Genomic DNA, 20,655 nt, shown 5'->3' with positions numbered 1-20,655 from the left:
CCGCCGGACGACGGTGGCCCGGACGGTGCCGGGCGTCCGGGCCACCACCAGCGGCGGTCGGTCAGAAGACCGCCCGGACGTACGGGATCCGGGCCGCCACCATGGCGACGGCGAAGGAGACCACCAGCACGGCCGGGTAGGTCAACCCGATGACCTCCAGCGAACGCCCGGCCTTCACCTCGGGGATCAGCTGCCGGAAGACCTCGAAGACCAGCAGGTGGACCAGGAACACCCCGAACGAGGCGTCGGAGAGACGGGTCACCAGGCGGGCCACCGCCGGCCGCCAGGTGACCCGGGAACCGATGCTCACCGAGGCCATGAAGATCAACAGGGTGGCCGCGGCGACCAGCGTGCCGGTCGCCATCACCGGGAAGGTGGCCTGGAGCAGGCGGTGCTCGGGCGCCACCCCGAACTGCCAGATCGCCTCGGCCAGCAGCAGGCCGGCGCCGACGAGGGCGAGCACCGTCCAGAGCCGGTTGAGCACCACCTTGCGCAGGGCCCAGCCCGCGATGAAGAAGCCGACGTACGGCCACCACCGGTTCCAACTGGTCAGGATGTTCGGCCGGGAGTCGCCGAGCATCAGGGCGATGCCCGGGATCATGTAGGCGACCATGGTCCAGCCCAGCGCGACGCCGGCGGTGACCAGCGCCCGGTGCCGCCCGCCCGCGTGCAGGAACGGTGCGAGGACGGGCGCGAGCACGTAGAGCCCGGCGATCAGCCAGAGGAAATACAGTGCGGTGAAGACCTTGCCGTCGATCAGCAGCCGGGTCAGCAGGGTCAGGCTCACGTCCTCGCCTCGCATCGCCATCCGCACCACGACCACGTACACGACGTGCCAGACGATCATGGCGGGGAGGATCCGCGCGAACCGCTTGCGGTAGAACGCGGCCGGACCGGCCCGGTGCGCCCGCGGGTCGAGCACGAACGCCCCGCTGAGCATGATGAACGCGGGCACGGTCCAGATCGCCCCGATGTCGATCGCGGTGGCGACCCACCAGCCGAGATTGCCGCGCAGGTCGTCCTGGCCGACGATGACGCCGAAGACGTGGATCGCCACCACGCCGCAGATCGCCACGACCCGCAGCGCGTCCAGCCCGTACTCGCGGGGCGGTGGCCCGCCGGCCCGGCTCTGCGGGGCCGGGCCCGTGGTGGCGGCGGCTGCGTCCGGTCGGTGCGGGGCCGGCGAGGCAGCGGGGCCGGCCCCGGCGGCCGGCGCGACGTTGACAGGGTGGGAGGCGGTCACCGGGCCATGCTAGTGCCCCGACTGGTCCCGTCCGCCGACGATGCTGCGGTCGGTGGGTCGACAGCCGTCGGCCGCCTCCGGCGCACCGGGAGCGTGGCGTCCGGGCGGCTGCCGCTGCCGTACACTCGCCGGGGCCCGACGGGGCCGCACAGACGGAGGAGGCACCATGACCGACGGCGCCGCCGGACCGGCCGCCCCCGCCACCCGGGGCCGGGTGGTCATGCTCGTGGACAACGGCGTCGAGGGCGACTCCCGGGTGCAGAAGACCGCCGCGTCGGCCGCCGAGGCCGGCTGGGAGGTGGTTCTGCTGGGCCGCTCCGCCACCGGCAAGGCGCAGACCTGGCAGCTCGGCGGGGCCGAGGTCCGGCTGCTGCCGATGACCACCTCGCTCGCCCGGGCGCCGCACGAGTTCCGCCGCCACTGGGTGCGCGGCCCGCTCGCCTACCCGCCCACCGGGATCGCCGCCCGGCGCGAGCAGGAGGTGCGCGCCCGCCGCGCCGACCTGGAGGCGCGCCTCGGTGCGCTGAGCCAGGCCCGCGGGGAGGGACGTTCCTCCGCCGGGCTGACGTTGAGCCGGCAGCTGCTGCGGGGTGAGCTGCTGGCGACGAAGGTGTCGCGCCGCTGGGTGTCGCTGCGGCGACGCCAACTCAGCCGGGCCCAGGAGGCACGCAAGGGCCTGGCCACCCCCGTGGACAAGCTCTACACGCGGTTCTGGCAGACGGTGGCCGGCGACCGCGCCTGGCGGCGGCTCGACCCGGCGCTGTGGGACTTCGAGCTGGCCTACGGGCCGGTGGTCGACAAGCTGCGGCCGGACCTGATCCACGCCAACGACTTCCGGATGCTCGGGGTCGGTGCCCGGGCCAAGCTGCGGGCCGCCGCCCGGGGCCGGCGCGTCGCGCTGGTCTGGGACGCCCACGAGTTCCTGCCCGGCATCCGGCGCTGGAACGACAGCCCCCGGTGGCTGCCGGCCAACACGGCGCACGAGCGGGAGTACGCCCCGTACGCCGACGCGGTGCTCACCGTCTCCGACGGGCTGGCCGACCTGCTGCGCGAGCGGCACCACCTGCCCGAGCAGCCCACCGTCGTGCTGAACACCCCGAGCAGCGCGGACGCGGCGGGCGGCGACGGGGCGCCGGACATCCGCCAGCGGTGCGGGATCGGGCCGGACGTGCCGCTGCTGGTCTACAGCGGTGCCGCCGCGGAACAGCGGGGACTCGGCATCATGGTCGAGGCGCTCGCCGAACTGCCCGACGCCCACGTCGCGCTGGTGGTGCCCCGTCCGGCCGCCCCGTACGTGAAGGGGTTGGTGGTCCGGGCGGGGGAGTTGGGTGTGGCGGGGCGGGTGCACGTGTTGTCGTACGTGCCGCACCATCAGGTGGTGCCGTTCTTGTCGGGGGCTTCGGTGGGGGTCATTCCGATTCATCATTGGCCGAATCATGAGATCGCGTTGATCACGAAGTTCTTCGAGTATTCGCATGCGCGGTTGCCGTTGGTGGTCTCTGATGTGCGGACGATGGCGGAGACGGTGCGGTCGACGGGTCAGGGTGAGGTGTTCCGGGCGGAGGATGTGGGGGACTTCGTGCGGGTGGTGCGGTCGGTGTTGGGGGATCCGGGGCGTTATCGGGAGGCGTACGGGCGTCCGGGGTTGTTGGAGTCGTGGACGTGGGAGGCGCAGGCGCGGGTGCTCGACGGGGTCTACTCCCGGCTGCTGCCCGACCACCCGCCCGCGCCGACCGCCGGCTGCGCTCCCGACTCGCCACAGCCCGTCCCGGCCTGACCGGCGGGCCCCGGGCGCGGCGGTGACGGGGCCCGGCCCCGGTCCGGGCCCCGGGCGCGGCGGTGACGAGAGCCCGTCCGGTCCGACTCGGCGGGACCCGGGCGCGACGGTGACGCGCGCCCGAGCGGGGGCACTGTGGAGCGTGTCGCCATGAGTAGGATCGGGCACCGTGACCGCAGCGCACCCCCGGGCGAGTGGCCCGTCCACCGACACAGCCGAGGAGCGCGCAACGGCCGATCCGCCCCGGGAGCGCCGCCGGCGCCGGCCGGATGTCGTCGCCGTGCTCGTCCTCCTCGCCGGCGCGCTCTGGGTGACCGGCCGGGGCTGGCGCGACGTGCGCGGCCGGGTGCTCGGCGCGCAGCCGGCGGACCAGGACTTCAACGAGTGGATGCTGGCCCACGCGGCGCACGCGGTGGCCAATCTGGAGAACCCCTTCTTCACCACTCTGCAGAACGCGCCCGACGGCGTGAACCTGATGACCAACGTCGGCATCCAGCTGCCCGGCGTGCTGCTCGCGCCGGTCACCCTGCTCGGCGGCGCCGCACTGTCGTATCTGGTGCTGATGACCCTCAACCTGGCCGGCACCGGTCTCGCCTGGTACTGGGTGCTCTCCCGGCACGTGGTCGGCAACCGTGCGGCGGCGCTGGTCGGCGCCGCCTGCTGCGCCTTCGCGCCGGCACTGGTCTCGCACAGCAACGGCCACCCGCACATCACCGCGCAGTGGCTGATCCCCTTCATCCTGTGGCGGGTGGCCCGGCTGACCCGTGGCGGGCGTCCGCTGCGCGACGGGCTCATCCTCGGCGGGCTGGTCTCCGCGCAGTTCTTCGTCAGCGTCGAGATGCTCTTCATCCTCGCCCTGGCCTGCGTGACGGCGCTGCTGGGGCACGTGCTGTTCCGGCCCCGGGCGGCGCTGGCGGCGGCTCCCCGGGCGCTGGCGGTGCTGGGCGTGGCGGGCGCACTGACGCTGCTGGTGACGGCGTACCCGCTCTGGATGCAGTTCCTCGGCCCGCAGCACCGCAGCGGCCACCCCACAGACCCGGACAAGTACGCGCTGCGGCTCGCCTCCTACTTCAGCTACGCGACGGAGTCGCTCGGCGGTGGCCCGCAGGGTGGCCGCCGGCTGGCCGCCAACGTGACCGAGGAGGCCAGCTTCTACGGTTGGCCGCTGGTGCTGGTGGCCGTCGCCGCGGTGGCCTGGCTGCGCCGGGAGCACCTGGTCCGGGTGTCGGGTTTCACGGCGGTGCTGGCCGCGCTCTTCTCGCTGGGCAACACGATCAACTGGGCGGTCCGCGGGCCCGGGGTCCCCGGCCCGTTCCGCCTGTTGAACGGCCTGCCGGTGGTCGACGCGATGGTGGTGGCCCGCTTCGCGCTGATCACCACGGCCGCTCTCGGGGTGCTGGTCGCGGTGGTGGTGGACCGGTTGCTCTCCGGCCGGGTCCCGGCCCGGATGGGCGTCGTTCCGCTCCGGCCGCTGGTCGCGGTGGCGCTGGCCGTGGCCCTGGTGCCGCTGCTGCCGACGCCGCTGCCGGCCGTGGGACGCCCGGAGGTGCCCCGGTTCGTAACCGCCGGCGGATGGCGGGACCACGTCGCCCCCGGGCGGACGCTCGTGCCGGTGCCGGTGGAGAACATGACCTCGGTGCGCTGGGGTGCCGCCGCCGGCGTCGGTTTCGCCGTACCGCAGGGCTACTTCCTCGGGCCGACCTCCCCCACCGACGACACCGGGCGGTGGGGGGTGGACCCCCGGCCCACCGCGGCCCTGCTGACGGAGGTGGCCACCGGCCGGCGCCCGGCGCCGGTCACCGTCAGCCCCGCGGAACGCGCGCAGGCGGAGCTGGACGTCCGGCACTGGCGGGCGGACGCCGTGGCGCTGCCCCGGCACCCCCGCGCCGAGGCGCTCCGTTCGACGCTGGACGCGTGCTTCGGTCCGGGCCGGCGCGTCGACGACGTCTGGCTCTGGGACGTCCGTCCGCTGACCCGCTGACGCCTGGGCGGTTCCTACGCCGGGGGCTGACCCGGTTCGCCGGGGGTGTCCGGGGCGGGCCGGGCGGGTCTGCCCAGGAGCATGGCGAGGCCGACCACCACCGGCAGCCAGATGACCAGGACCAGCCGGTCGGCCTCGGAATCCTTCGGGTGGGCCACCAGCGTGAGCAGACCGGTGGCTCCGGTCGTGGCGAAGAGCAGCGCGGCCCGACCGGGCAGCGCCCGGAACAGGGCGGCGAAGCCGACCAGCAGCAGGGCGAGCAACGGCGAGGCGGCCAGCGGCGCACCCCCGTTCCACCAGGCGTCGAGCTGCGTGGGCCAGAAGTCCCGATTCAGCTCCACCAGGCGCGGCCACGGGTCGGGCACGTCCGGCCGGGTGAAGTGCACGGTGAACTTGTCCTGGAGTGTCTCCTCCGCGCCAGGAATGTCCAGCGCGGCGCTGAGGCCGAGCCAGACCGCCGTGGCCACGCCGCAGGCGGCGGTGAGCACGACCAACCCCGCCTCCCAGCCGGCCCGGTGGCGGCGGACCAGGGTCAGCGCGCCGAGCACCGCGGTCAGCGCGGCCGACAGCAGCAGGCCGGTGGCCGGCCGGGTGACGGTCGAGGCGAGCAGCCCCGCCGCCACCGCCCCGCCGAGCAGCAGCCGGCTTCGGGCCGTACCGCCCCGCCGTAGCAGGGGCACGGCGGCGCAGAGCGCGGCCAGCGCGAACGCGATCGCGCCGGCCTCGGCCAGCAGCCGGCTCAGCCAGAAACCGGTGGGCAGCAGGAAGAGCAGCGCGGTGGCCGCGAGCGCGGCGACCAGGCCGCCGCCGAGCAGCCGGACCGCCAGGGCCGCCAGCACGCCGGCCAGGACGGCGAGCGCGGCGGTGGCCAGCACCATGCCCCGTTCCCCGAAGGCCAGCACGAACGGCGCCACGGTCAGCGGGTAGCCGGGTCGGGTGGTGAAGATCCGTCGGTAGCGCGGGGGCAGGTCGGCCGCCCACTGCCGGGTTGCGGTGACGCAGGAGGCCCCCGGCTGCGGGCTCGGCATGCCCTGGCGGCAGGCCAGTCGAGCCGCGAACCGGTCCGCCTCGGCAGGCGGCGTGCCCGTCATGGTGGCCGCCTGCCGCGCGTACCAGTAGGTGTCCGGGTAGGCGTGCTGGGGCGCGGTCTCCCAGCGGCCCCACCACAACAGGCTGCCGAGCGCGGCGGCGGCGAGCAGACCGAGCACCAGCCGCACACGGGCCTGTCGGGCGTCCGGCGCGGCACCGACGGTCTGGCTACCCGACATCTCGCCTCACTTCCGGCGGAACGTATCCAGCTGACAGTTTCCTCGCGCGCAGCGCGCAACGACGCGGTCCGCGCCGAGACGGACAGCGGGGAGGGTACGCTCCCGGGGCGCGCGGAGGCGATGCCGACCCGCGCTTTCCCACATCCAGGGTGCGAGGGCGCCGGCCGGCGGTCTCGTACAATCGCTCGGGATCCGGGCCGGGTGACCCGGCCGGACGGCACCGGGCAGAGGCGGAGAAGCAGACGATGGGGCTGAACGGCGGCGCCGGCGCCCGGGGGCGTGTTGTCATGCTGGTCGACAACGGGGTCACGGGTGACTCCCGGGTACAGAAGGCCGCCCGCTCGGCCGCCGACGCCGGCTGGGAGGTCGTCCTGCTCGGCCGCACCGCCGCCGGGCGCTCGCAGAGCTGGCGCCTCGGCGACGCCGAGGTGCGCCTGCTGCCGATGCCCGAGCCGCTCGCCAAGCGCCGGCACGAGTTCCGCCGGCCCTGGCTGCGCTTCCCGTTGGCGTACCCGCCCACCGGCATCGCCGCGCACCGCAGCCAGGCCATGAAGGCCTGGCGGGCGGACCTGGCCGTCCGGCGGGCGGCGCTGACGGTGGCCGCCCGCGACGGCGGCGCCCGCCGCCCGTCGCCGCTGCGGTGGCACGCGCTGCGCGCGGAGGAGTTGCTGGTCCGGGCGAACCACCGCTGGGTCTCGTTCCGGCACCGGCAGCTCACCCGTTCCCGGCGCGGCCGGAAGCTGGACGGGCCGCTGGACCGGGCGTACACGAAGTTCTGGCAGACCGTGCAGGGTGACGGCGCCTGGCGCCGGCTGGAGCCGGGGCTGTGGGACTACGAGCTGGCCTACGGCCCGACGGTGGACGAGCTGCGCCCGGACCTGATCCACGCCAACGACTTCCGGATGCTCGGCGTGGCCGCCCGCGCCAAGCTGCGGGCCGCCGCCCAGGGCCGCCGGATCGCGGTCGTCTGGGACGCCCACGAGTACCTGCCCGGCGTGCAGGCGTGGCGCGACAACGCCCGGTGGCTGCCCGGCAACATCGCGCACGAGCGGGAGTTCGTGCCGTACGCCGACGCGGCGACGACCGTCTCCGGCGGGCTGGCCGACCTGTTGCAGCAGGAGCACCGCCTGGCCGAACGGCCCGAGGTGGTGCTCAACGCCCCGGCGCTGGCCGAGCTGCCCGGCCCCGGCGACGAGCCGGCGCCGGACATCCGCGAGCTGTGCGGGATCGGGCCGGACGTGCCGCTGCTGGTCTACAGCGGCGTGGCCGCCGCGCGGCGGGGCCTCGACGTCATGGTCGAGGCGTTGCCGCAGCTGCCCGACGCGCACGTCGCCTTCGTGGTCAACAAGCCCGACTCCGCCTACGTGAAGGGGTTGGTGGTCCGGGCGGGGGAGTTGGGTGTGGCGGGGCGGGTGCACGTGTTGTCGTACGTGCCGCACCATCAGGTGGTGCCGTTCTTGTCGGGGGCTTCGGTGGGGGTCATTCCGATTCATCATTGGCCGAATCATGAGATCGCGTTGATCACGAAGTTCTTCGAGTATTCGCATGCGCGGTTGCCGTTGGTGGTCTCTGATGTGCGGACGATGGCGGAGACGGTGCGGTCGACGGGTCAGGGTGAGGTGTTCCGGGCGGAGGATGTGGGGGACTTCGTGCGGGTGGTGCGGTCGGTGTTGGGGGATCCGGGGCGTTATCGGGAGGCGTACGGGCGTCCGGGGTTGTTGGAGTCGTGGACGTGGGAGGCGCAGGCGCGGGTGCTCGACGGGGTCTACTCCCGGCTGCTGCCCGCCGGTCGCGGCGCCGGCGGTGACGACACCAACCCGGGCGCCGAGCCGCCGGCGCTGCGGGTCGGCGCGTGACCACGCCCGACATGAGGACGCCCGACGTGACGGTGGTGACGGCCGTCTACAACACGATGCCGGACCTGACCCGGTGCCTGACCTCCCTGGTGGAGCAGACCATCGGGCTGGACCGGCTGGAGGTCGTGGCGGTCGACGACGGCTCCACCGACGGCGGCGGCGCCGAGCTGGACCGCTTCGCGGCGGCGTACCCGGGCACCGTCAAGGTGCTGCACCAGGCGAACTCGGGTGGCCCTGCGGCCCCCAGCAACCGCGCGCTCGACCACGCCACCGGCCGCTACGTGCTGTTCATCGGCGCCGACGACCACCTCGGGCCACAGGCGCTGGCCCGGATGGTGGCCGCAGCCGACGAGTGGGGCTCCGACGTGCTGCTCGGCCGGATGGTCGGGGTCAACGAGCGCTACGTGCACCAGGCGGTCTTCGAGAGCACCCGGGCCGAGGTGGACCTCTTCGCCTCCGCGTTGCCGTTCGCCCTGTCGAACACCAAGCTGTTCCGGCGCGACCTGATCGAGAAGCACGCGCTGCGCTTCCCGGAGGACATGCCGGTCGGCAGCGACCAGCCGTTCACCCTGGAGGCCTGTCTGCGGGCCGGGCGCATCTCGGTGCTCGCCGACTACGACTACTACTACGCGGTGAAGCGGCTCAACGCCGGCAACATCACCTACCGCAGCAACCACCTGGCCCGGCTGCGCAGCGTCGAGCGCGTCGTCGACGTGGTGGCGGAGCTGATCGAGCCCGGCGAGCGGCGCGACGCGGTGCTGTACCGGCACTTCACCTGGGAGATCGCCAAGCTGCTCCAGGACGACTTCCTCACGCTGGAGCCCGACGTGCAGGAGCAGGTCCGCTCCGGCGTGGCGAACCTGGCTCGCAACCACCTGACGGACCGCATCCGGGACCGGCTGGGCGTCATCGCCCGGGTCCGCATCGGCGCCGCCTGGCTCGGGTCGCTCGCCGACCTGCGCGCGGTGATCAGGCAGGACGTCGAGGAGGGCCTGCCGCCCACGGTGGTGCAGGACGAGCGCTGGTACGCCCTCTATCCCGGCTTCGGCGACCCCCGTTCCGCCCTGTCCGAGGAGTGGTTCGAGATCAGCCGCTCCGACGCCAGGTGGCTCGCCCGGCTGGAGACGGTCGCCGCGACCTGGTCGCCCGACCGGGGCGGGGAGCGGACGTTGACCCTCGCCGCGCGCAGCCCGTGGCCCGAGCTCGCCGAGCTCGCCGACGGCGGGCTCACCTTCAAGGTGGGTTCGGCCACCGGCACGGTCACCGGCCTGACGGAGGACCCGCTGGGCACCACCGTGCGGATCTCGTTCCGGGCCGCCGACCTGCTCGCCGGCCTGCCGCCGGGCGGGCGGACCCGTACCGTCCGGGTCACCGCCGTGGCAGCCGGGCAGGGCGGCACCACCCCGCTACGCGGGCCGCGTCCGCCGCTGCGGCAGCGGGTGCTGCACCGGCACGGCGGGCAACTGCACGTGTTCACCACGACCACGAACCACAAGGGGCACCTGGTGATCGCCGTCTCGCCGGTGACGCTGCGCCGGGTGGTGGCCCGACTGCGGCGCAGGCTCCCGCCCAAGGGAAGGTAGTTCCCTCACCGTCTGCGCGTCTTCTCGGGCATCGGCGGCTCAGCCGCGTCCGGCCCGGTCACTGCGACGCCAGGATCGACACGACCCGCTCGGCGGCCTGCCCGTCGCCGTAGGGGGTCCCGCGGTCGGCGGTGGGTGCCGGCCGGGTCGCCACGTCGATCCAGCCCGCCCGGCCCAACGCGTCCGGCTCGGGCACCAGGCGGTTCCAGTCACCTTCGAGGGTCTCGACCCACTCCGTCTCCGGGCGCAGCGTGGTGCACGGCCGGGCGAGCAGGTGGGCCTCCTTCTGCAACCCTCCGGAGTCGGTGACGACACCGACGGAACCGATGACGGCGGCGACCATGCCCGCGTACGGCAGTGGCCGCCCGACGTGCACCGCGCCCCGGGCGAGCTTGACGCCGTGCTCCTCGGCCTTGGCCACCAGGCGCGGATGCGCCAGCAGCGCGACCGGCAGGGGCAGGTCGGCCAGCGCGTCGGCCAGGGCGGCCAGCCGCTCGGCGGAGTCGGTGTTCTCGGCGCGGTGCACGGTCGCCAGCAGGTACGGCTCGCCGGGGTCTACGCACTCCGGCAGCGCGGGGGCCGGGTGCCGGCCGGCCAGCACCGCGTCGCGTACGGCGAGACAGATGTCGGCCATCACGTCCCCGGCGAGCACGGACCGGTCGGCGAGTCCTTCCGCCCAGAGGTGCCGCATCGCCTCCTGCGTCGGTGCGAGGAGCAGGTCCGCGGCGTGGTCGGTGAGGATCCGGTTGTGTTCCTCCGGCATCCGCCGGTTGAACGAGCGCAGCCCGGCCTCCAGGTGCGCGACGGGCAGGTGCAGCTTGACCGCGCAGACGGCGCCGGCGAGGGTGGAGTTGGTGTCGCCGTAGACCAGGACCCAGTCGGGCTTCTCCGCCACGAACACCGGGTCCAGCGCGGCGAGGGCCCTGCCGGTCTGCACCCCGTGGGAAGCGGAACCGACGCCGAGGTGCACATCCGGGTCGGGGATACCGAGCCCGGAGAAGAAGACGTCGGAGAGGTCGACGTCGTAGTGCTGCCCGGTGTGCACGATGACGTGCTCGTGTTCCGTGCGGGCGAAGGCCGCGGCGACGGGTGCGAGCTTGACCAGCTGGGGACGGGCCCCGACCACGCTGATGACCTTCACCTGACTGGCTTCTCCGAGTGGTTACGGCAAGACGGCCACGCGCCCTCACTGGCGCGGCAGAATGCCATGAACCGGATAAAACCGGCGGAAGCGATACTGCATCCCTAACCGGGCGCAGGGCAAGTCCGTGAGGGGGGCCCTGAGCAGCAAGGACGGGACCGTCGTCGGCGGCCGCGACCGCGCGCCTCTCCGACGACGCTCGGATGTCACCGACCGGCCACCCGGGTGCCGTACACTCGCCGGGGTCCCGCCCGGGCCGCCGTCACAGTGAGAGGCAGACGATGAGGTTCGACGGGGAGAGCGTCCGGCCCAGCGTGCCGGATGTCAGCGTCGTCGTCGCGGTCTACGACACGATGCCCTACCTGACAGCCTGTCTGACCTCCCTGGTCGAGCAGACCATCGGCCGGGACCGGCTGCAGGTCGTCGCCGTGGACGACGGATCGACCGACGGCAGCGGCGAGGAACTGGACCGGTTCGCGGCGCGGTACCCGGAGACCTTCGTCGTGCTGCACCAGGCGAACTCCGGCGGGCCGGCCGCACCGAGCAACCGGGCGCTGGAGCGGGCCACCGGGCGGTACGTCTTCTTCGTCGGCTCCGACGACCACCTCGGGCCGGAGGCCCTGGAGCGCCTGGTCACCGCAGCGGACCGGTGGGAGTCCGACGTCGTGCTCGGCCGGATGGTGGGCACCAACAAGCGTTACGTGCACCAGGCGGTCTACGCCCGCAGCGAGCCCGACCTCGACCTGTTCGACAGCGACCTGCCCTGGTCGCTGTCGAACACCAAGCTGTTCCGTCGCGACCTCGTCGAGCGGCACCGGCTGCGCTTCCGCGAGGACATGCCCATGGGCAGCGACCAGCCGTTCACGCTGGAGGCCTGCTACCGCGCCCGGCGGATCTCCGTGCTCGCCGACTACGACTACTACTACGCCGTACGCCGCGAGAACGCCCAGAACATCACCTACCGCAGCCGGCACGAGCAGCGGCTGTGCTGCGCGGAGAAGATCGTCGACTTCGTCGCCGGCCTGATCGAACCCGGCGAGCGCCGCGACGCGGTGCTGGTGCGGCACTTCACCTGGGAGGTCGCGAAGCTGCTCCGCAAGGACTTCCTCGACCTGTCCGAGGACGTCCAGCAGCAGGTGCACACGGGGGTACGCAAGCTGGCCGAGCAGTACCTCACCGACGGCGTCCGGAGCCGGCTGCCGGCCGATGTCCGGCTGCGGCTGGCCGTCGCGCAGCAGGGCGACCTGACCCACCTGCGCGACCTGGTCCGCCAGGAGGCGGACCGGGACCTGCCCCCCGTGACGGTCGAGGACGGCCGGTGGTACGCGGCCTACGTCGGCTTCCGCGACCCCCGGCTGTCGCTCCCGGACGACCTCTACGACGTCACCCACCGCGCCGGCGAGATCATGTCCCGGCTCACCGCCACCGGCCTGACCTGGCGGCGGCACGCCGGGCGGCGGGTGCTGACCCTCACCGCCCACCCGTCGTGGACCGGCCCCGGCACGCCGACGTACGGGCCGCTGCGCGTCGGTGTGGGCGAGTCGACCGTCGACGCTGTGGTCTCTGCCGGCGGGCACGGTACCGTCGTGCGGGCGGACCTTCCGGCGGATGAGTTGGTGCGGGCCGTGGGCAGCGGGCACCGGCTGGTAGGGGCCCGGGCCGAGGCCAGCGGGTCCGCACCGGTGCCCGTCCGCGCCGAGCGGCGGCTGCCCGCGTCGCGTGCCATCGTCCGGCAGGGGGTCCGGTTCTACCTCGTCACGCCCACCGTCAACCATAAGGGCCAGGTGATCGTCGCGGTCACCGCCGTGACTCCGCGTCGGTTCATCGCCCGTCTCCGCCGTATCTGGTCCTCAGGAGGAAAGTAGTTCCATGAACATCTGCGTCGTCGCGCTGGGGAAGATCGGTCTGCCGCTCGCCGTGCAGTTCGCCACGAAGGGCCACCGGGTGATCGGTGCCGACGTCTCCGAGCGGGTCGTCGGGCTGGTCAACGACGGGGCGGTGCCCTTCCCCGGCGAGACCGACCTGGACGTCAAGCTCAAGGAGACGGTGGCCGCCGGGCTGCTGACCGCCACCACCGACACCGCCGCCGCGGTCGCCGAGTCCGAGGCGGTCGTGGTGGTCGTGCCGCTCTTCGTGGACGCCGAGGGCGTGCCGGACTTCGGCTGGATGGACGACGCGACCCGCGCCATCGCCGCCGGCCTGAAGCCGGGCACCCTCGTCAGCTACGAGACCACCCTGCCGGTCGGCACCACCCGCAACCGCTGGGCGCCGATGCTCGAGGAGGGCTCGGGGCTGACCGCGGGCAAGGACTTCCACCTGGTGTTCAGCCCCGAGCGGGTGCTCACCGGCCGGGTCTTCGCCGACCTGCGCCGCTACCCGAAGCTGGTCGGCGGCGTCGACGAGGCGTCGGCGGCGCACGGCGTGCGCTTCTACGAGGCGGTGCTGGACTTCGACGAGCGGTCCGACCTCGACCGCCCCAACGGCGTGTGGGACCTCGGCTCCGCCGAGGCGTCCGAGCTGGCCAAGCTGGCCGAGACCACCTACCGGGACGTCAACATCGGCCTGGCCAACCAGTTCGCCCGGTTCGCCGACACCGTCGGCGTGGACGTCACCAAGGTCATCGCGGCGTGCAACTCGCAGCCGTACAGCCACATCCACCGGCCGGGCATCGCGGTCGGCGGGCACTGCATCCCGATCTACCCCCGGATGTACCTGTGGAACGACCCGGCGGCCACCGTCGTCCGCTCGGCCCGCGAGGCCAACGCGGCCATGCCGGAGTACGCGGTGGACCTGCTCGCCGCCGCGTACGGCGACCTGACCGACGTCGGGGTGCTGGTGCTGGGCGCCGCCTACCGGGGCGGCGTCAAGGAGACCGCCTTCTCCGGTGTCTTCCCGACCGTGGACGCGCTGCGGCGGCGGGGCGCCCGGCCGTACGTGTCGGACCCGATGTACACCGCCGAGGAACTCACCGCGCACGGCCTGCCGCCGTACGCCGGTGAGCCGCTCGGCGCGGCCGTGGTGCAGGCCGACCACGCGGAGTACCGCACCCTCAGCCCGTCCGACCTGCCCGGCGTGACCGTGCTGGTGGACGGCCGCCGGGTCACCGACCCGGCCCGCTGGGCCGGCGTGCGGCGGGTGGTCATCGGCGGCTGACCGCCGACGCGTGTCACGGGGTCCCGGTCGGCAACGGCCGGGGCCCCGTCGCGTCGGGCCGGACGGCTCCCGTGGCCGAGCGCGCCGCCCGCCGGTGCGCACACCACGCCCGCCGATGGCCCGCCCGACGCCCGCCGGTGGGCCACCCGACACCCCGGCAATACTCGAAGGACATGCCACGTTAAGGTCGCACCTGCCCGGATTCGCCGGTGATCGATAGGGGAGCGTGTCCTTGTTCAGCAAACTGCGCAGGCAGCCGGAGGCCGGCCTCATCGGCGCGCTACTGCTGTCGTACGCCGTCCTGGTGCTGGCCGGGGCCCTCGGCTGGGTGGTCCCCTTCGCGGTCGCCGGCCTGGCCGCCGCCGCGGGCGAACTCACCCTGCTGCGCCGGCCCACCGGCGGGGTACTGCTGGAGAAGGCCGGGATCAGCCAGCTCCACCGGCACCTGGCCCGGGATCTCTCGGTCGTCCTGCTGATCGTGACGACGGTCCGCTCCGGTCCGACGGCGCTGGTCCTGGTCCTGCTGCTGCCCGCGGCGCTGCTCGCGCTCGCCCTCGGCACGGGGGTGCTGGCGCGGCTCGGCGAGCGCGGCGGCGCCGTCGCGTTCGTCCGCAACATCGACGTCGCGCGGTCCTCCGGGGCGCCCCGGCCGCCGGCGTGGGCCGTCGCCGTCGAGGGGGAGCGGCTGCCCCTGCTCAACCTGCTGCTGGTGCCGGCGGCCGTGGTCGCGGTGCTGACCGACGAGGCGGCGCCGGTGGTGCTCACCGCGGCGGTGACGCTGGCGGTCGGGGCGCTGGTCGCCGCGGTGCTTGCGCTGTCCTGGCTGCGGGGGCGGGGCCGGTCCGTCTCGGCGCTGCCGGTGGCGCAGAACTGGCTCGCCCGGGAGCAGCCGGACCTCGCGCTCTACTTCGCCGGTCCGGTCAAGGACGTCTATCAGGCCAACATGTGGCTCGCCCCGGTCGAGGCGACGGGCCGTCGGGCGGTGGTGCTGATGCGCCAGGAGGAGGCGTTCCGGGCGCTCGCCGACACCCGTGTGCCGGTGATCTGCGTACCCGCCGGCACCGACTTCATGAACCTCGAACTGGGCAGCCTCCGGGCCGCCCTCTACGTGGCGAACGTGGGCGCCAACATCCACCTGCTGCGCGAGCCCGGCGTGAAGCACGTCTTCGTGGGCCACGGCGACAGCGACAAGCAGGCCAGCGTCAACCCCTACAGCAAGGTGTACGACGAGGTCTGGGTGGCCGGGCCGGCCGGGCGGGAACGGTACGCCCTCGCCGGCGTCGGCGTGCTCGACCGCGACATCGTCGAGATCGGCCGGCCGCAGCTGGCGGGCGTGCACACCTTCGGCTCGGCGGCCACCGGCCGACCGTTCACCGTGCTGTACGCCCCGACCTGGGAGGGCTGGCTGGAGGAGGAGGTGTACCACACCTCCGTGGTGCTGATGGGCGAGCGGATCGTCGCCGGCCTGCTGGCCACCCCCGGGGTGCGGGTGGTCTACAAGCCGCACCCGCTCACCGGCAGCCGGTCGGCCAAGGCACGGTCGGCCAACGACCGGATCGTCCGGCGGATCCGGGACGCCGGCGGGCAGACCGACGCGACCTCGCTGACCGGTGATGCGCACCTCGTGGTCACCGGCCGGACGCCGGGGCTGTTCGACTGCTTCAACCAGACCGACCTGCTGGTCAGCGACATCTCGAGCGTGGTCTCGGACTTCATGCAGAGCCAGCGGCCGTACGTCATGGCGAACCCGGCCGGGCTGCCCGAGGACGAGTTCCGCCGCCGGTACCCCACGGCGCGGGCCGCGTACCTGCTGGGGGCGGACTGCGGCGAGCTGGCGAAGATCGTCGCGGTGACCCGGGCCGGCGCCGACCCGATGACCGAGGCCCGCCGGGAGCTGAAGACGTACCTGCTGGGCCCGGACGAGCCGAGCCCGATGGACCGGTTCCGCACGGAGGTCGACCGGCTCTGCGGCTGACGCGTCGACGCGGGGGCGGTGTCCGGGCGGTGCCGGGCGCCGCCCCCGCGTCCGTTCAGCCCCGCCGCGGCGGGTTGTCCACGTCCCGCGAGACCACCTCGCCGCGCTCGTCGACCCAGCCCTTCGGGCGCGCCGGGTTGCCGGCGACGAGCTGGTACGGCGCCACGTCCCGGGTCACCACCGAACCGGCGGCGATCATGGCGTACTCGCCGACCTCGATGCCGCAGACGAGGGTGGCGTTGGCGCCGATCGACGCGCCCCGGCGGACCAGGGTCGGGGTGATCGTCCAGTCCGGATTCTGCGCCCGGGGCCGGAAGTCGTTGGTGAAGACCGCGCACGGGCCGACGAAGACCTCGTCCTCGATGGTGACGCCCTGGTAGACCGAGACGTTGTTCTGGATCTTGACCAGGTCGCCGACCGTCACGCCGGCGTCGACGTACACGTTGCGGCCGATGACGCAGCCGGCGCCGACCTGCGCCGAGGACCGGACGTGGGCCAGGTGCCAGACCTTGGTGCCGTCGCCGACGCGGGCACCCTCCTCGACGTCGGCCGTCGGGTGGACGAAGACGGAGGGGGCGGGGGAACTGCTGTCAGTCATCCTTCAACTCGCATGGCTCGGGGCGCGGCGTCGCGCCGTCGGTGATCCACGTCGGCGTACGCCGGGCGGGCGTCGATCGCGCGGACCGGTTCTGCCACACCCGCCCCGGGCCACACGGGGGGCCGGGGGAGCGGACTCGGCGTAGCATATGCGACCCGTCAGGCGAGCAGCGTCGCCACCGCGTCGGCGGCCGGCCGGTCCGCCGGCAGCGCGTCGGCGGCCACGACGGCGGGCACCGGCAGCGGCCCGTACAGGTGCGGGAAGAGCGCCCCGTCGCGCGACGGCTCCCAGCGCAGCGCGACGCCCAGCCGGTCCGGGTCGACCGTCAGCAGGGTCAGCCCGGTGGCGTCGGCGAAGTGCCGCCGGGCCGTCTCGACCACCTGGTCGGCGCCGGAGAGGTGGACGAAACCGGACTGCCGGTCCAGCGCCGTACCGTCGAAGTGGCCGGCGGCCAGCGCGTCGTCCCACTCGGTGGTGGTGAGCAGCTTGTAGATCACCCGGGCAGCCTACGCGCGGCGGGACCGGTCGGTGCGGGACCTGCCCTCCCGTCGCGGGCGTACTTCTGCCACCATTCGGGGCGACAGACCGACGAATGGGGGCCCCGGGTGCGCATCCTGCTGGTCGAGGACGACCGCCGGGTGGCCGCCGCGCTCTCCGCCGCCCTCACCCGCCGGGGGTACGAGGTGGAGCACGCCGCGACCGTCGCCGCCGCGCTCTCCGCCGCCCCCTGCGACCTGGTGCTGCTGGACCTGACCCTGCCCGACGGGGACGGCACCGACCTCTGCCGGGAGTTGCGGCGGCGCAGCAGCCAGCTCGGCATCATCGCGGTGACCGCCCGGGGCGAGGAACGCGACCGGGTGCTCGGGCTGCGGCTCGGCGCGGACGACTACGTGGTCAAGCCCTTCTCCATGACCGAGCTGCAGGCGCGCATCGAGGCGGTGCTGCGCCGTGCGGCGCACGCCGTGCCGGAGCGCAACCTCATCGAGGTGGGGCCCGTACGCGTCGACGTGGCCGCCCGGACGGTCAGCGTCGGGGGCCGGCCGGTGGCGCTGACCCGCAAGGAGTTCGACGTCCTGCTCTCGCTGGCCCGACAGCCCGGTGTGGCGGTGGCCCGGGACCGGATCCTGCTCGACGCCTGGGGCACCACCTGGGGCGACGGGCACACCGTCGAGGTGCACGTCGGGTCGCTGCGCGGCAAGCTGGGCGACCCCGGCCTGGTGGAGACCGTGCGCGGGGTCGGCTACCGGCTGCGCGGCGAGTAGGCGACGCCGTGCGACGTCGGCTGGTGATCAGCTACCTGCTGCTGATGGTGCTGGTGCTGATCGCGCTGGAGACCCCGCTGGCGATAACCCTGGCCAACCGGGAGACCGACCGGGTACGCGCCGACCGGTTGGCCGACGCCACCCGGTTCGCCTCGCTGGCCGGCCCGGCGCTGCGGGGCGGCACCCCCGGCCCGCTCGACAACGAGCTGCGCAGCTACGACGACCTGTACGACGTCGGCGCGGCGGTGGTCGACCGGGACCACCGGACGGTGGCGGCCTCGGAGAGCTGGCGGCCGGCCTCGGGTTCCCGCGAGGCGCTGGACACCGCGCTCTCCGGCCAGCAGGCCAGCGGGCCGGACTCGGTCTGGCCCTGGGTCGACGGGCCCATCGTGGTGGCGGTGCCGATCAACGACGGCGGTGAGGTGCTCGGGGCGGTGGTCATCACCACCCCCGCCGACGCGGTCCGGCAGGCCGTGGCGGTGTGGTGGCTGGCGCTGGCCGGAACGGGGCTGCTCGCCGTGCTGGCCTGCGTGCTGACCGCGTTCGGACTGGCCGGTTGGGTGCTGCGCCCGGTCACCGAGCTGGACGCGGTCACCCACGAGATCGCGGAAGGCGACCGTGGCGCGCGGGTGCAGCACCAGCAGGGCCCGCCGGAGCTGCGCCGCCTGGCAACCAGCTTCAACCACATGGCCGACGTCGTCTCCGACGTGATGGACCGGCAGCGGGCGTTCGTGGCGCACGCCAGCCACCAGCTGCGCAACCCGCTGACCGCGCTGCGGCTGCGCGTGGAGGAGCTGGGGCCGAGCCTGACGGACGCGGACGGACGCGCCGAGCACCGACTGGCCCTGGAGGAGACCGACCGGCTGGCCCTCGTACTGGACGCGCTGCTGACCCTCGCCCGCGCCGAACGGCGGGAGAACCAGCGGGTCACCGTCGACGCGGCGGCCGTCGCCGCGTCCCGGGTCGCCGCCTGGGAGCCGCTGGCCCGGCACCGCCGCCTCGCCCTGCGGCTGGTGGCCGAGGACGCCCCGGCGTACGCGCGCACCGTGCCGACCGCCATCGACCAGGCCCTGGACGCGTTGATCGACAACGCGGTGAAGTTCAGCGACGCCGGTGGGGAGGTGACGGTGACCGTCCGGCACGACGACGACGGCACCGCGCTGGAGGTCCGCGACACCGGCCCGGGCATGACGGCGGGCCAGCTCGGCCAGGCGACCGAGCGGTTCTGGCGGGCCCCCGAGGTGCAGAACGTCGACGGTGCCGGGCTGGGCCTCACCATCGTCGCCGTGCTGGTCGACGCCTCGGACGGGCGGCTCACCATGCGCGGCGGCGAGCCGCGCGGGTTGGTGGCGGGGCTCTGGTTCCCCGCTCCCCACGACGCCGCTCCCGGTGGCGCCGCTTCCGGTGGCGCCGCTTCCGGTGGCGCCGCGCTCGCCGCAGCCCACGACGACACCGTCGCGTCGCCTCCGGCGGAGGCCGCCGCACCGACCTCCGCCGGGGTCCCGTCGGACCGTCGGCCGGAGCGGACGGCCGAGCGCTGAGGCCGGTCCGGGCCGATACGGCTCACGCGCGGGTGGTGCGGTCGGCCCCTGTCGAGCTGCCCCGTCCATGGGACCTGCCCCGTCCATGAGACCTGCCCCGCACCACGGGGCAGCTCGACAGCGGCGCCGGGGTGGGTGGGTGAGGGTCTGGGGGCGCGGTAGGAGTTGGGGGCGCGGGGGGTGGGGTGGGCGAGGGCTCGGCGGCGCGGTAGCAGTCGGTGGTGCCGGGGTGGGTGAGGGTGTGGTGGTGCGGTTGCGGTGGGTGGCGTCGGCGTGTCGGGTGGGTCAGGGTTTGGCGGCGCGGTACCAGTCGGCGGCACCGGGGTGCAGGGGCAGCGGGGCGGTGGCGATGGCCGACCGGGGGCTCATCCGGCCGGCGGCCGGATGCGCGGCGGCCAGCTCCTGGCGGCGCTCCATCAGCAGCCGGGTCACCTCCCGGATCAGCCGCGTCGGCAGATCGGCCCGGACGATCAGGAAGTTCGGGTTGGCCACCGTGGTCACCGGGTCCGTGCCGTACACCGAGCGGGGGATGTCCCGGGAGACGTAGACCTCGGGGTTGCTCTCGCGCAGTGGTCCCGTCCACTCGCCGAGGTCGACGATCCGCGTCGCGCTGCCGTCCGTGAGCTGTTCCACCGCCCGGACCGGCAGCCCGCCGGAGAAGAAGAACGCGTCGATGGTGCCGGCCCGCAGCGCCGCGACCGAGTCGTCGAGGCCGAGCCGCTCCTGGCGCACCCGGCCACCGCCCAGGCGTGCCACCTCCAGCAGCCGGATGGCGGTGATCTCGGTGCCGGAGCCGGGCGCGCCCACGGAGACCCGTCGCCCGCGCAGGTCGGCCAGCGTGCGCACGGGCCCGCCGGCGGTGGTGACCAGGTGCAGCAGGTCGTCGTAGACCCGGGCGACCGCGGCCACGGAGGGGTGCGCCGCCGGCGCCGCCGGCAGCACGTCGGCCTGGGTGAAACCCAGCTCCGCCTCGCCGGCACCGACCAGCCGGACGTTCTCCGCCGAGGCGGCGGTCACCACCACGCTGGCCTGGACGCCTGGCAGCTCCCGGTTGAGGACGGTGGCCAGCGACTGCCCGAAGGCGTGGTAGACCGCCGTCGGGCTGCCGGTCGCGATCCGGATCCGCACCGGCGGATCCGGGGCGTCCTGGCAGGCGGCCAGGCCGGGCGACGTCACCAGCAGCAGCAACACCAGCAGCGCCGGCGGGCGGACGGGGTGCGGGCGGACACGGCGGAACCCGGTGCGACTCACGGGCTGCACTCTGCGCCGTGCGGGCC

General features: G+C 74.3%; 15 protein-coding genes. 9 read left to right on the top strand and 6 right to left on the bottom strand.

Features of this window, described 5'->3' with window-relative positions; genetic code table 11:
- Positions 1-61: 61 nt before the first annotated feature.
- Positions 62-1,243, bottom strand: a complete 1,182-nt coding sequence (locus KBX06_RS18255; RefSeq protein WP_210836416.1) for an acyltransferase — start codon at positions 1,241-1,243, stop codon at positions 62-64.
- Positions 1,244-1,463: 220 nt separating this feature from the next.
- On the opposite strand from KBX06_RS18255, the gene KBX06_RS18250 reads away from it, so the two are divergent.
- Positions 1,464-3,020, top strand: a complete 1,557-nt coding sequence (locus KBX06_RS18250) for a glycosyltransferase family 4 protein (RefSeq protein WP_210836656.1) — start codon at positions 1,464-1,466, stop codon at positions 3,018-3,020.
- Positions 3,021-3,189: 169 nt separating this feature from the next.
- Positions 3,190-5,001: a hypothetical protein gene (locus KBX06_RS18245; RefSeq protein ID WP_210836414.1), complete on the top strand. Its 1,812-nt coding sequence runs from the start codon at positions 3,190-3,192 to the stop codon at positions 4,999-5,001.
- Positions 5,002-5,015: 14 nt separating this feature from the next.
- On the opposite strand, the gene KBX06_RS18240 is transcribed toward KBX06_RS18245, so the two are convergent.
- Entirely contained in the window at positions 5,016-6,269 is a 1,254-nt protein-coding gene (locus tag KBX06_RS18240; protein WP_210836412.1) for a hypothetical protein, read from the bottom strand.
- A gap of 287 nt (positions 6,270-6,556) precedes the next feature.
- On the opposite strand from KBX06_RS18240, the gene KBX06_RS18235 reads away from it, so the two are divergent.
- Both KBX06_RS18235 and KBX06_RS18230 read left to right on the top strand, forming a co-directional pair.
- The gene (locus tag KBX06_RS18235) at positions 6,557-8,125 is read left to right on the top strand and encodes a glycosyltransferase family 4 protein (protein ID WP_210836654.1); all 1,569 of its coding nucleotides are present in this window, start codon (positions 6,557-6,559) and stop codon (positions 8,123-8,125) included.
- Positions 8,126-8,136: 11 nt separating this feature from the next.
- A complete protein-coding gene (locus tag KBX06_RS18230; protein ID WP_210836411.1) occupies positions 8,137-9,708 on the top strand; it encodes a glycosyltransferase in 1,572 nt (523 codons plus the stop codon).
- A 58-nt stretch (positions 9,709-9,766) separates the two neighbouring features.
- Here KBX06_RS18230 and wecB read toward each other — a convergent pair whose 3' ends face one another.
- Positions 9,767-10,849 (bottom strand): non-hydrolyzing UDP-N-acetylglucosamine 2-epimerase, encoded by a 1,083-nt coding sequence (gene wecB / locus KBX06_RS18225; protein ID WP_210836410.1) that lies wholly within the window; start codon positions 10,847-10,849, stop codon positions 9,767-9,769.
- Positions 10,850-11,130: 281 nt separating this feature from the next.
- On the opposite strand from wecB, the gene KBX06_RS18220 reads away from it, so the two are divergent.
- The 3 genes from KBX06_RS18220 to KBX06_RS18210 all read left to right on the top strand — a co-directional run bounded on the left by KBX06_RS18220 (position 11,131) and on the right by KBX06_RS18210 (position 15,977).
- Complete coding sequence (locus KBX06_RS18220; protein WP_210836405.1) at positions 11,131-12,714, top strand: glycosyltransferase; 1,584 nt, start codon at positions 11,131-11,133, stop codon at positions 12,712-12,714.
- Between the two features lie 4 nt (positions 12,715-12,718).
- Positions 12,719-14,002, top strand: a complete 1,284-nt coding sequence (locus KBX06_RS18215) for a nucleotide sugar dehydrogenase (protein WP_210836403.1) — start codon at positions 12,719-12,721, stop codon at positions 14,000-14,002.
- A gap of 232 nt (positions 14,003-14,234) precedes the next feature.
- A complete protein-coding gene (locus KBX06_RS18210) occupies positions 14,235-15,977 on the top strand; it encodes a CDP-glycerol glycerophosphotransferase family protein (protein ID WP_210836395.1) in 1,743 nt (580 codons plus the stop codon).
- A 55-nt stretch (positions 15,978-16,032) separates the two neighbouring features.
- On the opposite strand, the gene KBX06_RS18205 is transcribed toward KBX06_RS18210, so the two are convergent.
- Together KBX06_RS18205 and KBX06_RS18200 are read right to left on the bottom strand one after the other, a co-directional pair.
- Positions 16,033-16,575: an acyltransferase gene (locus KBX06_RS18205; protein ID WP_210836394.1), complete on the bottom strand. Its 543-nt coding sequence runs from the start codon at positions 16,573-16,575 to the stop codon at positions 16,033-16,035.
- A 158-nt stretch (positions 16,576-16,733) separates the two neighbouring features.
- Entirely contained in the window at positions 16,734-17,072 is a 339-nt protein-coding gene (locus KBX06_RS18200; RefSeq protein WP_210836393.1) for a DUF952 domain-containing protein, read from the bottom strand.
- A 108-nt stretch (positions 17,073-17,180) separates the two neighbouring features.
- On the opposite strand from KBX06_RS18200, the gene KBX06_RS18195 reads away from it, so the two are divergent.
- Positions 17,181-17,837 carry a response regulator transcription factor gene (locus KBX06_RS18195; protein ID WP_210836392.1) on the top strand — a complete coding sequence of 219 codons (657 nt, stop codon included), beginning with the start codon at positions 17,181-17,183 and terminating at the stop codon, positions 17,835-17,837.
- An 8-nt stretch (positions 17,838-17,845) separates the two neighbouring features.
- Positions 17,846-19,378: an ATP-binding protein gene (locus KBX06_RS18190; RefSeq protein ID WP_210836391.1), complete on the top strand. Its 1,533-nt coding sequence runs from the start codon at positions 17,846-17,848 to the stop codon at positions 19,376-19,378.
- Positions 19,379-19,663: 285 nt separating this feature from the next.
- Here the strand turns inward: KBX06_RS18190 and KBX06_RS18185 are convergent, their stop codons facing one another.
- Entirely contained in the window at positions 19,664-20,629 is a 966-nt protein-coding gene (locus KBX06_RS18185; protein ID WP_210836388.1) for a TAXI family TRAP transporter solute-binding subunit, read from the bottom strand.
- Positions 20,630-20,655: the final 26 nt, after the last annotated feature.

The organism is Micromonospora sp. C31 (genome assembly GCF_018070575.1).
Classification (GTDB): Bacteria; Actinomycetota; Actinomycetes; order Mycobacteriales; family Micromonosporaceae; genus Micromonospora.
Note: the sequence above shows the minus strand (reverse complement) of the source record. Positions and strands in the feature narration are given on the sequence as shown.

Coding starts and splice junctions, on each gene's coding strand:
- KBX06_RS18250 (WP_210836656.1), top strand. CDS start 1,464: ATGCTCGTGGACAACGGCGTCGAGGGCGACTCCCGGGTGCAGAAGACC.
- KBX06_RS18240 (WP_210836412.1), bottom strand. CDS start 6,269: ATGTCGGGTAGCCAGACCGTCGGTGCCGCGCCGGACGCCCGACAGGCC.
- KBX06_RS18235 (WP_210836654.1), top strand. CDS start 6,557: ATGCTGGTCGACAACGGGGTCACGGGTGACTCCCGGGTACAGAAGGCC.
- KBX06_RS18230 (WP_210836411.1), top strand. CDS start 8,137: ATGAGGACGCCCGACGTGACGGTGGTGACGGCCGTCTACAACACGATG.
- KBX06_RS18220 (WP_210836405.1), top strand. CDS start 11,131: ATGAGGTTCGACGGGGAGAGCGTCCGGCCCAGCGTGCCGGATGTCAGC.
- KBX06_RS18215 (WP_210836403.1), top strand. CDS start 12,719: ATGAACATCTGCGTCGTCGCGCTGGGGAAGATCGGTCTGCCGCTCGCC.
- KBX06_RS18205 (WP_210836394.1), bottom strand. CDS start 16,575: ATGACTGACAGCAGTTCCCCCGCCCCCTCCGTCTTCGTCCACCCGACG.